This is a genomic window from Corynebacterium sp. LK33 (assembly GCF_014334955.1).
Lineage (GTDB): Bacteria > Actinomycetota > Actinomycetes > Mycobacteriales > Mycobacteriaceae > Corynebacterium > Corynebacterium jeikeium_D.
In genome coordinates this window covers 143,690-160,086 of the sequence record NZ_PDGU01000018.1, presented here as the reverse complement: position 1 = coordinate 160,086, position 16,397 = coordinate 143,690, and the positions used below count along the sequence as shown (strand labels likewise).

Annotated in this window: 10 protein-coding genes; 4 read left to right on the top strand and 6 right to left on the bottom strand. The window is 61.5% G+C overall.

Going from position 1 to position 16,397, the window contains the following annotated elements:
• Nucleotide 1 precedes the first annotated feature (1 nt).
• Both CRD20_RS05975 and CRD20_RS05970 read right to left on the bottom strand, forming a co-directional pair.
• Nucleotides 2-2,299, bottom strand: a complete 2,298-nt coding sequence (locus CRD20_RS05975; RefSeq protein WP_187405059.1) for a YhgE/Pip domain-containing protein — start codon at nt 2,297-2,299, stop codon at nt 2-4.
• A complete protein-coding gene (locus tag CRD20_RS05970) occupies nt 2,299-4,932 on the bottom strand; it encodes a YhgE/Pip domain-containing protein (RefSeq protein WP_187405058.1) in 2,634 nt (877 codons plus the stop codon). The genes CRD20_RS05975 and CRD20_RS05970 overlap by 1 nt, the downstream gene beginning before the upstream one ends.
• A 394-nt stretch (nt 4,933-5,326) precedes the next feature.
• Here CRD20_RS05970 and leuA point away from each other — a divergent pair, with 394 nt between their 5' ends.
• On the top strand, nt 5,327-7,144 hold the full coding sequence (gene leuA / locus CRD20_RS05965; protein WP_048733191.1) for a 2-isopropylmalate synthase: 1,818 nt from the start codon (nt 5,327-5,329) through the stop codon (nt 7,142-7,144).
• A 118-nt stretch (nt 7,145-7,262) separates the two neighbouring features.
• Here leuA and CRD20_RS05960 read toward each other — a convergent pair whose 3' ends face one another.
• Nucleotides 7,263-8,303 (bottom strand): hypothetical protein, encoded by a 1,041-nt coding sequence (locus CRD20_RS05960; protein WP_187405057.1) that lies wholly within the window; start codon nt 8,301-8,303, stop codon nt 7,263-7,265.
• 365 nt (nt 8,304-8,668) lie between these two features.
• Between CRD20_RS05960 and CRD20_RS05955 the strand changes: the two genes are divergently transcribed.
• From CRD20_RS05955 to CRD20_RS05945, 3 genes are read left to right on the top strand one after another with little or no spacing between them, the layout of a single operon-like run.
• Nucleotides 8,669-9,994: an exonuclease domain-containing protein gene (locus CRD20_RS05955; RefSeq protein WP_187405056.1), complete on the top strand. Its 1,326-nt coding sequence runs from the start codon at nt 8,669-8,671 to the stop codon at nt 9,992-9,994.
• 60 nt (nt 9,995-10,054) lie between these two features.
• On the top strand, nt 10,055-11,404 hold the full coding sequence (locus CRD20_RS05950) for a MurT ligase domain-containing protein (RefSeq protein WP_187405055.1): 1,350 nt from the start codon (nt 10,055-10,057) through the stop codon (nt 11,402-11,404).
• Entirely contained in the window at nt 11,405-12,217 is an 813-nt protein-coding gene (locus CRD20_RS05945) for a type 1 glutamine amidotransferase (protein ID WP_070429221.1), read from the top strand.
• A gap of 42 nt (nt 12,218-12,259) precedes the next feature.
• Here CRD20_RS05945 and recR read toward each other — a convergent pair whose 3' ends face one another.
• The 3 genes from recR to CRD20_RS05930 all read right to left on the bottom strand — a co-directional run bounded on the left by recR (nt 12,260) and on the right by CRD20_RS05930 (nt 16,385).
• Complete coding sequence (gene recR / locus CRD20_RS05940; RefSeq protein ID WP_005511888.1) at nt 12,260-12,886, bottom strand: recombination mediator RecR; 627 nt, start codon at nt 12,884-12,886, stop codon at nt 12,260-12,262.
• Between the two features lie 37 nt (nt 12,887-12,923).
• Nucleotides 12,924-13,247, bottom strand: a complete 324-nt coding sequence (locus tag CRD20_RS05935; RefSeq protein ID WP_005511884.1) for a YbaB/EbfC family nucleoid-associated protein — start codon at nt 13,245-13,247, stop codon at nt 12,924-12,926.
• Nucleotides 13,248-13,361: 114 nt separating this feature from the next.
• The gene (locus CRD20_RS05930; RefSeq protein ID WP_187405054.1) at nt 13,362-16,385 is read right to left on the bottom strand and encodes a DNA polymerase III subunit gamma and tau; all 3,024 of its coding nucleotides are present in this window, start codon (nt 16,383-16,385) and stop codon (nt 13,362-13,364) included.
• Nucleotides 16,386-16,397 lie beyond the last annotated feature (12 nt).

Sequence of the window (16,397 nt, the reverse complement as noted above, 5' to 3'; positions counted from 1 at the left end):
CTTACGAGGTGCCCATCACCTTCGTCTCCTCGATTGCGTTCTTGATCTCGTTGATTCCCTTTTCAAAGATGCGCTGAAGGCCCAGCGCCAGAATCAGCGACGGGATGATGAACAGCGCCAACATGAACATCAGCTTCCAGTAGTCTGCCTCGTAGATACCGGCGATGGAGCTGCGGAACATATCGATCGCGTAGGTACCCGGCAGCCAAGGGCTAATGTTCTGGACCCACTGTGGCACCAGCGGCAGCGGATACGCGCCACCTGCGGCCGAGACCTGCATCACCAGCAACAGCACGCAGATGGCCTTGCCGGCGTTGTCGAAGGTGAAGACGAACGAGAAGACGATCATCATAAACACCAGCGAAATCACCCAGCCGGCCAGCAGCATCAGGAATCGGTGTGCGGGCTCGATGCCCACGTACACCTGGAGTCCCAACACCATCAGTGTGGACTGAACCAGGCCCACGCTGGCGAAGGTGGCGAACCGGCCGAAGTATTTCTCGACGCGGGTGTAGTCATCGGCCTGCGCAGCGTTGATTTGTGCGTCACTGGTCGGCTCGTCGATTTCATCGCTGGCTGCATCGCCCTGCGCATCATCGACTGCATCGCTGACCACATTCTCGGCCTCATCATCGCCGACCTTCTGACCGCCGCGGCTACGGACCGTGGTGCGGATCAGCACCGACGACAGCAGCGCACCGATCCACAGCGCGAGGGTCGCATAGAACGGCGCCATACCCGCACCGAAGCTCTGGACTGGGAAGACGGGATCCTCCTCGACCTGCACCGGCGCGGCCAACTGCGCTGCCAGGGCACTTGGATCATCACCGACGGCCTCAGCAATTCGCGAGAGGTCCCCGGTGTCCTTCGCCTCTTCCAGCGCGTTGTGAATCTCGTCGAAGCGAGCGGCCAGATCATCAAAACGGTTGCTCAGGCCCATTGTGGCAGCGCTGGTCTTACGAAGCGTATCCACCGGCGAGCCGGAAATCGTACTGCGGATGCCGCGAATGTCCTCGCCAATGACCTCGATGTCGTTGCTCAGACGCGACACCGGCTCCGACAGTGCGTCGATCTGCGGGCGCAGGTTCTGCTCGTAGGAGTTCTTGGCATTTTCCACAGCGGCAATCGCAGCCGTGAAAGCGTCCTTCGCCTGGCTTATCGACGATCCCGTATCCCGGCCACCACGCAAATCCGCCGCCACGGCGGAGAAACTCTCCTGCAGCCCACGGGTGCGAGCAATCGAGGTGTTCAGATCGGAAATCGCGCGGTCATAGCCCGGCTTGGCGACACCCGGAACCACTGCCCCAACGGTGTCCTCCAGGCGGTCGCGCATCGCAGTCAGGCCATCGGCCTGCTGGCCGAATTTGGCCGCCATCGCGTCAAAGGTATCCGCGGTCGCGCCGCTGGTGGCCTGGGTGCCGTCGACAAGCTCGTTGACGCGGTCGCGCACGCCTTCGTAGCTCGCCTGCGTTGCGTCGAGCGCCGTGCTAACCGAGCCGCGAACATTCCCGACCGCGGCCTCCAGATCGCCAGCGACATTGCCGTCCCCCGAACCATTGCGCAGAATGTCCATCCGCGCACCAGCGTTTTCCAAAATGGAATCCGCGGTCTCCACCAGCGGCACGGTGGTTTCCACCAGCGTAGACAGCGAACGAGCAGTCTGCGCACCGGAGCGCAGTCGCGCGGCGGTGTCATCAACGCGGTTTTGCACGCGCGTCAGTGCCTGCTTGGAGTCCGAGGTGTTCAGGTACTCATCCAGCGAGGTGATCGCGCCCAGCCCAACACTGGCGACGACCTGCGTGAAGTTCTTGTCAATCTCCTGAATAACGCCACTCGCGCCCTTACTCGTAATGATTGACGAAAGCGCGTTCTTCTTCTCATTCGTATAGAGCGTCAGCTTCGGCGCCTTGGTGCCCCGGACGTAGAAGGTCATCAGTTCGGTACTGAAGTTCTCCGGAAGCACGATTGCCGCGTAGTAGTCACCGGACTTAGTGCCGTCGATGGCATCCTCAGAATCCGTAATCTGCCAGTCAATGTCGTGGTTACGGCTCAGCTTCGACAGCACCTCATTGCCCAAGTTGACGTCAATCGCACCGATATCCGTGCGGTGACCACGGTCATTACTGGCGACCGCAATCTTCAGCTTTTCGGTGTTCTCAAACGGCTCCCAGCTGGCCAGCACATTAAAGCAGGTGAACAGCAGCGGAATCAGCACCAGACCGAAAACCATGATGCCGGTCATCGTGTTCTGACGGATCACCCGAAAGTCATTCCGCACAATTTCAAGAATGTTTCTCATTAGGCTTCACCTTCTGGGGAAGTCTTCACGCTTGCCGACGACACCTTCGCCTGTGGCTCAAACGAATCACCAGCATTTTCCAGCGAGTACGCATGCGGATGGGAAGTTTGGTGCTCCATGTAGGCGCGCAGCTCCTCCTCCGACATCTCGCTGAGCTCCTGGGCGTGAATCACAGACTGCTTGACGTACTCGCGCACCGCGATGTAGGCGAGGCAGAGCAGCACAAACAGGCAAGCCAGACCGAAGAACAGGGCCTTCTGATCCGGGTAGTTACGGGCCAAAATACCCAGCACCACCAGGGCGGCCACGGCGATGCCAATGGCCATGCGCATGAACAGCGTGTAGCTGCCACGCAGATTCTCCATCCGCTCGTCGACTCGCGATTGGTACTCCTCGCGGTTACGCAGCGCAAAGACGAGGTCACTGAGCTTGTATCCGCTACCGACCAGGTGGACTTCTTCGTTGTTGACCAGTCCGCCCTCTTCAAGCTGGTGGTTAACCAAGACATTGACCGAGGACAGGCTGCGGCGCAGCCAGTAACCGACCACGTAGGCGACCACTGCCATGGCCATCAAGGTGAGCATGTTCTTCAGGTAGTAATTCGAGTAGAAACCACCAATGGTCTCGCGGAGAGCATCAATGCCGTAGGTCAACGGCAAGAACGGATTCAGCGCCTGGAAGAAGTCCGGGGTCATCTCAATTGGATAGAGACCGGCGGCGCCAGGAATCTGAATAAACGCGAGCACTACGGCAATACCACGTCCCACGTGGCCAAACGCCGCCACCAAACTGTAAATAATGGCGAGATAACACAACTCCACCACGACACAGGTGAGGACGAACGCAACCGCGCTGACATGCTGCACACCAATGACGATGTCACCGATAGAGACAATCAGCGCCTGGAAAATAGCGATGATGCCCAGTAGCAAGGTGCGGCCCATGTACGCCTGGCCGACCGTGATTTCCTTGAAACCTTCCGCATCAACTTCCACGCGGAAAATCACAATCAGGATGAACGCACCAATCCACAACGACAGGTTGGTAAACAGCGCCGCCATACCCGAGCCGTAGTGATCCACCGGGAACACGGCCTCAGTCTGGATCTCGGCCGGATCGCTCAGGAACTGCGAAATTCCCTCGGGGTCGAGGTCATTGACCATGTTCATGGCTTCGCGCTCTTCGGTGGTACCCAGGGTAAGAACATCGAGACGCGCGGTTTCCAGGCCATCGCGTACGCCATCAAGGTCGGCCTTGAAGCTCTCGAGGACCTGATCCGCAGCAGAAAGCTGCCCACTCGTAGCGTCGAGAAGCGCGGACGTTTCCTTGACGGTGTCCTTTTGCGCGCCAAGCGCCGCCGCGTACGAACCCACGCGCGCGTTGAGCTGATTAAGCGCCTTGCTCAACTGCGGGAGTGCGTCCTGGGACGCCTGACGAATCTGATCCGAGGCGGCCTTGCCGTCCTTAGTGGCCTGCGCCAATGCCTCGCTGGTGGCGTTGAGGGAGTCGAGAGTTCCCTGTGCCGAGCCGGAGACGTTCTTCAGGCCCTCCACCAGCTCTTTATTGGTGGCGTTGCTCTCGTCGAGCGCATCGATGGTGCGCTGGATTGCCTGCTTATCCGGGCCGTTGAGCGGGTTGGCCTCCAGCAGGGAATTCAGCCCACCAATGACCTGATCCGCCTGGTTGACGATGTCCTCCGCCGCAGCCGTCGCAGAATCCGAACGGGAAATTGCGCCCTGCAGATTGCCAGTCATCGCGCCAATCGCGGCGTTGGCGTTGCCGGTGCCCTCCACCAGAGCGGTGCTGCCCTGCAAGTAGGCATCGTTGAGATCCGCGGAGAAATTCAGGACCTCATTGTTGAGCTCACCAGTAATCGCCTGCACCTGCGTCAACGCATCCTGGGCGTCATCGAGGGCCGTGTCCACGCTGCTGAGAGTCTTCTTGATCTGCGCAATCGTCGGCTGCAGATCGCCAATCTGCTCCTGGATAGCACCGACTTCATCGCGGCTATTGGCAACCGCATCAGCGACATCCTGGAAAGCGTCAGCGGAATTGAGACGAGCCGCATCGAACCGGCCCTGCAGCAGGCCGCCAGCTTCCTTAACCTCCTCGGTGACCGCCTTCGCAATCTCCTTATTAAAGGAAGCGGAAATCTGACCATCAATACCGGACGCGCCCTGCGCCGTGATGTGCGGCGAGATCGCGTTGATCTTCTGGTTAGCGCGGTAAGTCAGTTTTGCTGGATGCCCCTGCCCTTGAATCAGGTCAACCATTTCCTGCGAGAAATTCGGCGGAATGGTGATTTCGGCATAGACCTTGCCGCGCTTTAGATCTCGGTCTGCCTTCTCGGCATCGGGGAACTGCCAGCCCAGTTCATGATTTTGTTTTAGTTGTTTGACCACCTGGTTACCGATATTGAGGCTTCCGGTAACCGAGGAACTCGCGCCCTTGTCCTCATTCACAATTGCCACACCGATGTTCTCGGTGTGCTCGTACGGATCCCAGAAGCCCGGGATGTTGAACCAGGAGTACAAGGCAGGGGTGATCATCACGCCGATGATGATTACCCACACTCTTGGGCTATTGCGGAGACGGCGCAAGTCTCGCTTAAGAATAGACCAGCTAGTTTGCACCTTAAGGACGCTATCATCTTTACCCCGCTAAATACATTGGTACTAGTTTTAGAACTATCGATTGGCGGGGTGGGTGGCGTGGCCGAGATGAGTTGGGCGGGTGAAGCGGGTGGGTTGGGTGCGGGGTGGTTGGCGTGACCGAGATGAGTTGGGTGCGGGCCGCCGGCAACGCCTTTCACCCCGCGGAACCCCACAGCACAGAAACCCGAGCATATTTCCCCCACTAAAACCCCCGAATGATGAAATTCATATAACCATCGGGGTAAGGTACATCACATGCAACGCGGACTACTGCTTCTATGCCGCGGCGGGGCTTGGGTTTAAGGCCGGCTCCCCGTCGCGGGGTAAGTTGTGCCGGCCTACAAGAAAAGTCCGAATTAGAAAGGCCCACAACATGTCTCCTTCCGACGCTTTTATTTCCGCTCCTTCTGTAATCTCCACTCCTGCTGGCGAGATTCCGGAAGGACAGCCTGCTTGGAATAAGCAGCGCAACTCCCAGATGGCAACCAACCGCTACCTGCCTTACGACCAGGAAGTTCAGGACTTCCAGCTGAAGGACCGCACCTGGCCGGACAAGCGCATTACTAAGGCACCGGTTTGGTGTGCCGTCGACCTGCGCGACGGCAACCAGGCGCTGATTGATCCGATGAGCCCGGAGCGCAAGCGCCGCATGTTCGAGCTGCTGGTCCAGATGGGATACAAGGAAATTGAGGTCGGATTCCCGTCCGCTTCCCAGACTGACTACAACTTCGTGCGCGAGATCATTGAGAAGAACATGATCCCGGACGATGTCACCATCCAGGTTCTGGTTCAGGCTCGCGAGCACCTGATTCGCCGCACCTTCGAGGCATGTGCCGGCGCCAAGAACGTCATCGTTCACTTCTACAACTCCACCTCGATTCTGCAGCGCGATGTTGTGTTCCGTAAGGACAAGGACGCAATCAAGAAGATTGCCACCGACGCCGCGGAGCTGATTAAAACCATCGCGAAGGACTACCCGGACACCAACTGGCGTTGGGAGTACTCGCCGGAGTCCTACACCGGCACCGAGGTTGAGTACGCCAAGGAAGTCGTCGACGCCGTGGTTGATGTCATCGACCCGACTCCGGACAACCCAATCATCATCAACCTGCCGTCGACCGTGGAGATGATCACTCCGAACGTCTACGCAGACTCCATCGAGTGGATGCACCGCAACCTCAACCGCCGCGACTCCATCATTCTGTCGCTGCACCCGCACAACGACCGCGGCACCGGCATCGCCACCGCTGAGCTGGGCTACATGGCCGGCGCTGACCGCATCGAGGGCTGCCTCTTCGGCAACGGCGAGCGCACCGGTAACGTCTGCCTGGTCACTCTGGGCCTGAACATGCTGACCCAGGGAGTCGACCCGCAAATCGACTTTTCCGACATCGATATGATCCGCCGCACCGTCGAGTACTGCAACCAGCTGCGCGTTCCGGAGCGCCACCCGTACGGCGGCGACCTGGTCTTCACCGCTTTCTCCGGTTCCCACCAGGACGCCGTGAACAAGGGCCTCGACGCAATGGCAGACAAGGTCCGCCCGGGCGCTGCCGTCAAGGAGCTTTCCGACGAGGACCTGCGCGCGGTGACCTGGGAGGTTCCTTACCTGCCCATCGACCCGAAGGACGTCGGTCGTTCTTACGAGGCCGTTATTCGCGTGAACTCCCAGTCCGGCAAGGGCGGCGTGGCCTACATCATGAAGACGGACCACGGCATGAACCTGCCGCGCTCCATGCAGGTCGAGTTCTCGTCCGTTGTGCAGGCAGTCACCGATGCCGAGGGCGGCGAGGTCAACTCCAAGGCGATTTGGGACATCTTCGCAGGTGAGTACCTGGACCGCGAGGTTCCGCTCGAGCAGATTGCCCTGACTGTCGATGCCCCTCAGAACGAGTCGGACGCCACCAAGATCAAGGCTCACATCGTCTACGAGGGCAAGGAGCAGACCGTCGAGGGTGTCGGCAACGGCCCGCTGGCCGCTTACGCCAACGCCCTGGAGAAGCTCGGCATCAACGTCGAGGTTCAGGAATACGTCCAGCACGCTCGCACCGCAGGTGACGACGCCGAGGCTGCGGCCTACGTCCTCGCAGATGTCAACGGCACCAAGGTCTGGGGCTCCGGCATCGCTGGTTCCATCACCTACGCATCGCTGAAGGCAGTCACCAGCGCGGTCAACCGCGCACTGGCTTAAACTCCACATAGTTACTGACTAGGTTTATGACACTTTCGTGGCAAAATTTGTACTCAAAGTGTCATAAACCTAGTCAGTTTCTTTTTGGGGCAAACTATCCAGCGGCCCCTCGGCCCCACTACCCAATCAACGGGCCGGCATTGCGCACATCCGCACGGAAAGTCACCCCACCTGCGGCTACCACGCGTTCGCGCTCGATCAGGATTGAACGGAGCGTCGATAAGCGAACTGCGTGCAATTCCACCTCTTTCCACACCACCCGCGCGACATCCAGCCCCGTTGCGCGCAGCGAACGCTCGCGGTAAGTCTCCCGCGTGAGCAGCTCGGACTGAGCCTCGGGCGTCGGCGCGACCTCGCTCGCCGAATACTTAATGTGACCATCGAACTCCACGACAAGCAGCAGGTCGGGGATATAAAAATCCACGCGGGCGAGAAAGTGCGGCGGATCGTGGCTGGTGCCGCGCGACCAAATTTCGGCTTGCTCGTGGAATTTCAGGCCGAGTTCGAGAAGAGCGGCTTTAGTCAGCGCCTCACCGGGCGTTTCGCAACGACCATGACAGACCGCGAGCGCACGATGAAACAGCTCTTGGCCCCGCACGCTGGGATAATGCGCCGGGAGCTCCTCAAGCTGATCGCGCGTGGCGCCATGCCGCAGCGCACCCTCGACAGCCAACACCGCCGCCCGCCACGACACGGACTCCGGCCCCTTCTGCCTGAACCGGACGCGACACTCATCGAAGGCCGCACGCGCGAGCACCGCGACCCGCCGGTCCGCGAGCCCCTGCGTGTGATCCAGATGGATCTCCGAGCGCAGGCGCATGCAATAGTCGATGCCGTGGAACTCCTGACTCCCGCCCACGACCACAATCTTCGCATCGCGCACCAGCACCCACGAACCGTGCAAGGCCAGCGCTGCAGCTCCCGAAATGACGCCTGACGACGTCTCGGAGACCACCGCCAAAGCAGTAATAGCCAGGCGTTTCTCGCGGTGGAGCCCCTCCCAGGCGTGCGCGACTACATAGTGACCTCGGCAAAGCCGCTCCAGATAACCGGCCCGCGCTTGCCTTGCGACCTCGCGGTATCCATTCCCCGGCTGGTCATCCGGCCTAATGATTCCAAACTGGTCCGCCACCAGTTGCTTGCGTTTCTTGTTGACCATTTCTCCCCCGCCCCGTGGTTGTTGTCCTGTGGCTGTTGCCCCGTGGTAGTTATTTCGTCCCTATTTTTGTGGCGCTGTTTTGTGGCCCCTATTTAATAAGGCGCGGAAATTACCCTCGCGGTTCCATTCCTTTTCGGTTGAGCACCCAGTCGGGGGAAAAACTATTGGGGCTTGCGTGGTTTTTGTAGTTTGCGTGGTTTACGGGACCCGTGTGACCGGATCCCCCGGTCCTTCTGAGCTTGAGGCCGAGCTAGTGCCCAAGTTACTGACTAGGTTTATGACACTTTCGTGGCAAATTTTGTGCTCAAAGTGTCATAAACCTAGTCACTTTCTCCGCGGGTGAGCGCACCCGCTAGTCTTGAGGCATGACTGAATCGGCGCGCGAGGAGCGCAAAGCGACTGGGACCTCTTCTCAGACGAAGAGGCGGCGGCGGAATCGTCGCCGTTCTCAACGCGCGTCGGCAGCGGGCGCGAAAACACCACCAACAGCACCGGCTTCCACCACAACGGACGCAGCCACGACCAACGCAGCTACGCCGGCCTCAACCACCACCGACGCGGCCACGACCAGCGCGGCTATTACCGGCGCAACCGCAACCGGCGCGAGTACCGCTGGCACACCCACACCGGCCACAGCCGAGACCGCCGCAACAAAGGCCGCTGACGAGCACAAACAGTTCTCGTCGGCGGAGGAAGCTCCTTACGCAATCGTGTCCATCCAGGCCACGGGCATCCACCCCAAGACGTCTCGGCTGGTCAGTCTGGGAGTATCCACCGCCGACAGCAGCGGCAACATCGTGGACACCTGGCATGTCGTCATCAATCCCACCGAAGATCCCGGCCCGACACACCTCCACGGCCTCGAGCCCGCGGACTTCGAGGGGGCTCCGAAATTCGGGGTGATCCAGGCCAAGCTCGCGCACGCGCTCGATGGACGCACGTTGGTTGCTCATAATGCGCCGCTGGTCTGGGGTTTTATAGTTGCCGAGGCCAAGAGGGCCCGTCGTCAAGCGAATCGTGAGCGGTCCGTGCGGAATAAGCGGGGGCGTCGTCGTACGCGCACTCGCGTCGCGCGGATTCCGGCGCCCGCACGGATTGCCGATACGTTGGAAACGGCGCGTCGCCAGGGCAAACGGCTTGACGACGCACGCCTGCGCGCCGTCGCGCGCGCCTATGGCCTCGATGTGCCTTCGCCCGAGGCATCGATTGCTGGCATCTCGGTGCCGGAGCGAGTGCGGACGTTGGATGACGTCACCACCACGCTTGCGCTGTTCCGCGCACAGGGCGGGCTCGATGAGGGCGCAACCCTGAACATGTACACGCCCGACCAGCTGCGCGAGGACATTGTGGGCCTGCAGCGCTCGGCAGTGCGTGTCGACGCGATGGAGGCACCGCGCCCCGTGGAGAACCCCGGCCGTTATACGCCGGGGCGGAAGCTCGCGGAGGGCATGGAGTTCGTCGTGGCGCCAGAGGTGTCGCTGGACCCGGATGAGTTGATTGCGGCGGGCGTGCGGGCTGGGCTGGCGTACTCGGAGAAGGTCACTCGGGAGTCGTCGGTGCTGGTGTGTAACCGACCTGCGGATGTGACTCCGGATCAACTGACGGGCAAGGCCATGCATGCCCACCGGAAGGACATTCCGATCGTTTCCGATGAGGCATTCTTGCGACTGGTCGGTGAGATGGAGAAGTAGGGCTAGGGCTTTTGCCCAGCGCATTCGTTCTGCGAATCATTCACAGTAAAATACACAGTTATGAAAGAAGGCACTTCACATAACGACGTAAGTGACCACAGTCGCGACCGCACAAGCTCCCCGAGCCTGCGCGCTCGGTTTGCGACTGCCGCCGCTCACGCCGCCACCTGGGCTTCCCGGAAGTCCGGCCGCGGCGCGGGTGGCATGATCGGTGGCCTGATTGCGCAGAAGATTGACCCGCGCATTCTGGCTTCCCTCGGCAAGGGACGCCCGGCCGCGATCATCACTGGCACCAACGGCAAGTCCACCACCACCCGTATGTTCGCGGCCGCCATGCGCGCCGCTGGCCACAACGTGGCCACCAACGAGGGCGGCGACAACATGGACGCGGGTATTATCTCCGCGCTGCTCGCCACTCCCGATGCGGACAGCCTGGTCCTGGAGGTCGATGAGCTGCACGTCCCGCACATCGCAGAGGATCTGAAACCGCAGGTTCTGGTGCTGCTGAACCTTTCCCGCGACCAGCTCGACCGCGTCGGCGAGATCAACAAGATTGAGGCCACACTCCGCGCTGCGGTGGACGCTAACCCGCAGGCGACGGTCATCGCCAACTGCGACGACCCACTCATCGCGTCGGCTGCGTGGGATGCCAAGAAGGTTATTTGGGTCTCCGCGGGCGGTGGCTGGACCAACGATGCCACCTCTTCCCCGCGCACCGGCGGCCCCATCATCCAGGACGGCCACAACTGGTACGCCGTGAAGCCACTTCCGGACGGCTCGGAGTTCAAGCGCCCAGAGCCGGACTACCGCATCACTGCGGAGGGCGTCATCACGCCTGCCGGCGACACCCTGCCGATGAACCTCACGCTGCCGGGCAATGCCAACCGCGGCAACGCCACCTTGGCGATCGCGGGCGCTGCCGATATGGGCGCGGACCTGGAGAAATCCCTCCGGGCTACCGAGACCGTCGACAACGTTGCGGGCCGCTACTCCACCATGGTTGTGAGAGATGACAAAGGCGCCGAGAAGCACGTGCGCATGCTGTTGGCCAAGAACCCGGCCGGCTGGCAGGAGGCGCTGTCCATGGTCGACCGCACTGCGGATGCAGTGGTCATCGCAGTCAACGGTCACGTTGCTGACGGCGAGGATCTGTCCTGGCTGTGGGATGTCCGCTTCGAGGACTTCGACGGCATGGATGTGCTGTCCGCGGGCGAACGCGGAACTGACCTCGCGGTGCGGTTGCTGTATGCGGGCATCGATGCGAGGTTGGTCGCAAATCCGCTGCAGGCGATCCGGTCGTGTGAGGCGCGGGAGTCGTCGTCAAGCGTTACCCGAGTTGAGGTGCTGGCGAACTACACCGCCTTTCGCGATTTGAAGCGCGACATCGAACGAGCACAGGAGGAAAAGTAAATGAGTGAGCTGTCTATCGGCCTGATCCTCCCGGACGTGCTGGGCACCTACGGCGATGATGGAAATGCGCTGGTACTGCGGCAACGCGCGCGGATGCGTGGGATTGACGCCGAGATTGTCCCGATCAAGCTGGGCGATGCCGTCCCCACCGACCTGGATATCTACACCGTCGGCGGCGGCGAGGACGTCGCACAGACCATCGCGGTGGAGCATCTGATCAATGACGGCGGCATCAAAAAGGCAGCCGAGGCCGGGAAGCAGATCCTCGCGATTTGCGCGGGCTTCCAGATTTTCGGCAATTCTTTCCGCGCGGGCGGACGCGACGTCGCAGGTCTCGGCCTTGTCGACTGCACCACCGATTCGCTGGAGTCGCGCGCGATCGGCGAAATCTGCACGCTCGTCGATCCCACGAACGGTTTGCTTGACGACGTCGACGCCAGCCCACTGACTGGCTTCGAAAACCACATGGGTCGCACGACCCTGGGTGCCGATGCGAAGCCGCTTGGTCGGGTTGTCCGTGGTGTGGGCAATACCGGCCCGGAAGTGGAGCAGGCGGACTCCGGGATTGCTCCGGGAGTGGACGTTTCTGCACTCACACCGACCGGTGGCGCCGAAGGCGCGGTGCAGGGTTCGATTATCTGTACCTACCTGCACGGACCTGTGTTGGCTCGCAATCCGCAGCTGGCTGATCTTTTGCTGGCCCGCGCTACCAACCAGGACCTGTCGAGCCTGGCTCCGCTAGACCTCGAGGTCGTGGATAAGCTGCGCGAAGAGCGCATCCTGTCCAAGCCGCGTCCGAAGAGCGAGCGCTAGTTTTGTAGTTTCGCGCGGCCGGCCGGGCTGACTGGACGGCGGCTAAACCTTCAGCCGGCCCGTCAGCGCGCGGGACAGGGTCAGTTCATCGACGAACTCCAGGTCCCCGCCCAGTGGCATGCCGGAGGCCAACCGAGTGACCTCGAGATCCGGGAAGTCCCGCAGCAGCCGGGCCAAATAGGTCGCGGTTGCTTCGCCCTCGGTGTTGGGGTCAGTCGCGATGATGACCTCGTGGATTTCTGGGGGTTGGGTCTCGTCGACGTCGTCAAGCACGCCTGCGATACGTTGCAGCAGCGTGCGGATATTGAGCTCGTTCGGACCGATGCCGCCAAGCGGATCGAGCGCCCCGCCGAGCACGTGGTAGCGACCGTTGTACTCCCCCGTGCGCTCGATGGCCTGGATATCGCGCGCCTCTTCAACGACGCACACCAAACCTCGGTCGCGCCGTGTATCCGAGCAGTACTGGCACACGTCGGTTTCCGAAATATTGCCGCAGACCCGGCAGAATTGCACACCCTCGCGCACCCGACCAAGCGCGGATTGGAGCCGGCCGATGTCCTCCGGCTCCGCCTTCATCAGGTAGAAAGCGATACGCTGAGCTGACTTCGGGCCGATGCCCGGCAGGCGCGAGAACTCATCAATGAGATCTTGGAGTGGTCCCTCGAACAATGATAATTACCTACAAATACTGGTCTGAAAAGCTAATTTAGAAACCGAGGCCACCGAGACCGTCGAAGCCCTGGGACAGCGGGCCCATCTTCTGCTCCGCCAGCGACTGCACCTTAGCGGTAGCGTCCTGGAAAGCAGCGAGAACCAGGTCCTGCAGCCCGTCGACGTCCTCCGGGTCAACGACCTTCGGATCAATGGCGATGTCCGTGACCTCGCCCGAGCCCTGCATAGTCACCTTGACCAGACCGCCGCCGGCCTCACCGACGATGGTGGAAGCGACGATCTCCTGCTGAGCTGCCTGCAGCTGTGCCTGCATCTGCTGTGCCTGCTGCAGAATTGCGTTCATATCTGGCTGAGTCATAACTAATGTTCCTAACTATTGTGCTCTTTACGTGCTGATTTGTAGTTACGCGCACGCTTCTAAGGCTCATCGCCCATGCTTTACGACGCGCATCGCCGCCCCATTCTAACGGCTCTAGCGGTCTTCTAGCGGTTTGGCTCCCAGCTCCTTTTCCAGCATCTCCATGACCACGTCCTTTAGCGAGCGGTGATCGAGAGACCCGACCTCGTTCGCGGCCTCGAAGTACTCGGAGGTGTCCTCTTCGTAGTTGTTGTCCTGCGGGGTTTGGGGAACCGGGTTGTAGTTGGTGTTGGCGTTGGAGTTGTAGTTGGACGGGTTGCGCGAACCGTAGCTCTCTGCGCCCTCTGCGCCCTCTGGTGGAGCGAACTCCTCCATCGGCTCTGGTGGCAGTGGGACGCCGCCGAAGCCCGAATCCTGATTGGCCTGGGCCTGAGCGTTCGCTTGGGCATTGGCCTGTGCGTTTGCTTGTGCCGCGCGCAGGAATGACTGCGGCTGGTTTGGCTGCTGCGGCTGTTGCTGGGCCGGGTTCGGGTTCGGTTGAGCTGGCTGGCTTGGCTGACGTGACTGATGTGGCTGAGCCGGCTGGTCGTGACCTGCCTGCTGTCCCATCGCAGCACGCTTGGCGGCTTCGATTTTGGCACGGCGCTCAACAACGGATGCGTATGTCGATGACCGCTGCGGGCGCGGTGCTGGCTCTGACTGCGTCTGCTGTTCCTGCTGTACCTGCTGCTCAGATGTCTCTGGTTGCGCTGGTGCTGCGGGGGTCGGTGCAGGGGCGGTGTCGTTCGGCGAGGACGAACCTCTTGACGACGAATCATCCTCCCCGGAACCACCACCAGTAGCTGTTGAACGCGGTGCGCGCGGGCGCGTACCGACGACACAGTGCACCTGGCCGTTGAAGCCCGTCACCTGCTTCACGGCAGTGGATAGTGCCTGAGCGTAATCAGGCGTATTGAGCCTGGTAGCGAGCGCTCCTGTGCTGTGTCCAATGACGAGCGTGTCGTTTTCGACATCGAGCGGTACCGCCTGCTCGGCCAGCACGCGAATGGGGAACGCATGCTGTCCGTCGACTGCTGCGAGAATCTCCTGCCAGTGCTCGCGGATTTTCTCGATACCGGCGGGTGCAGGTTCGGGCTCCGGCTGTGGTGTTGGTTCCGGTTGCGGTTGCGGTGCTGGCTCTGGTGCTTGCTGAACTTGCGGCGCCGGCTGCGATTCTGGTGCCTGAGTAGTCTGCGTTGGCTGCTCAGGCTGGACTGGTTGCTCGGGCTGGGCGGCCTGAGTTGGCCTTGCCGACTCGGCTGATTGCGCTGGCTGGGCGGCCTGAGTTGGCTGTTCAGAGTGAGCTGGCGAGGCAGAGACAACTGGCTCTTCCTCGACAATCGACATCGAGCCGCCTTCCCCCTCACGCTCGCGGGTTTGCTGCTCACGCTCCTGCGCAAGCTGCGCCCGAGTCTGCTGCTCGCTGATGCGGGCATGCTCCGCCATCTTCCGACGGAACTCACGAATCTTCTCCGCCTGAGCTTCTTCCTCGGACATCGGCTGCTCAGCCGATTCAGGATGCTGCGGTTGTTCGGCCGGCTGAGACTGCTCAACTGATTCGGCCGGCGTAGGCTGTGCAGGCTGTGCAGGCTGCTCAGCGGTCGCAGTAGATGCTTCTGGTGCAGGCTGCGGCTCAGTTACCGACTCCTGCGACACCGGTGCCGCTGGTGCAGACTGCTGCTGAACAGGTTCCGGCTGAGCCTGAGGCTGCGACGGTGCCTGCGCTGACGCTGCCTGCCCAGCACGACTGCCCTGGGCCTGCGCCCCTTTCTTTCGCTGGGCATTCCGCTGGCGCCACGCTTCACGAGCCGACTGGCCAGACTGCATCGGCGAAGCATCGGCCTCAGCCGCACCCGACCCCGACCCCGCGGCGGAAGACGCCGGTGCCGCTGCGGGGGTTGCGACCCCCGAGCCGTCGGCAAGCGCGGGCCTGCCGTGTTCCAACGCCTCTACGCGCTGCAGCAGCGACTCCACCGAATCTTCGGTGGCGGGCAGGAGCATGCGCGCGCACAGGACCTCGAGCAGCAGGCGCGGCGAAGTCACGCCGCGGAAGTGACGCAGGCCGTCAGAGAGCACCTGCGTGAAGCGCGTCAGGGTAGCCGGGGGAATTGTCCCGGCCTGCTCCAGGACACCGTCGATTTGGCTCTCCGGAATCTCTACAAGCCCCTGCTCCAGCGCATTCGGCACTGCGGACAGCACCAGCAAATCACGCACCCGGCCAAGCAGATCCGAGGCAAACCGAGCCGGATCCTGGCCCGACATAATCACACGCCCGACCACGCTAAACATGGCCGCGCGATCGCCTGCCGCCAGCGCCTCAATCGCATCCGTGATGATTACGCTGTCAGTGACACCGAGAATGGCCGCAGAAGTCTCATAATCCACACCATCGGTGCCGGAACCAGCAATGAGCTGATCCATAACCGACAGCGAGTCACGCGGCGAACCGCCACCGGCCTGGATGACCAGCGGATACACGTCCGGCTCTACCCGCACACCCTCGGCCGTGACCACACGCTCAAGCAGCCCGCGCATATCCGGCGGGGTCAAAAGCCGGAACGGATAGTGGTGTGTACGCGAGCGAATCGTCGGCAGCACACGCTCCGGCTCCGTGGTCGCAAAAATGAAGATGAGATGCTCCGGCGGCTCCTCCACAATCTTCAACAGCGCATTGAAACCCGAGGCGGTAATCATATGCGCCTCGTCAATAATGAAGATGCGGTAGCGCGACTCCGCCGGCTGGAAGATAGCCTTTTCCCGCAGCTCACGCATATCTTCCACACCGTTATGGGAAGCCGCGTCCAGCTCAATAACGTCCAAATTGCCCGGACCACCCGGCGCCAACGCACGACACGACGCACACTGGCCACACGGCGTCGCCGTCGGCCCCTCCGCACAGTTCAAACTGCGCGCCATAATGCGCGCCGACGAGGTCTTGCCACAGCCACGCGGCCCGGAGAACAAATACGCATGGTTAATGCGGTTGGGACGCCCCTGCGCATCACGAGATTCCAACGCCGCCGACAGCGGGTCAGTTACGTGCCGCTGCCCCACCACTTCGGCGAACGATGCCGGACGATACTTCCTATACAGAGCCACGTGCTCAGCCTA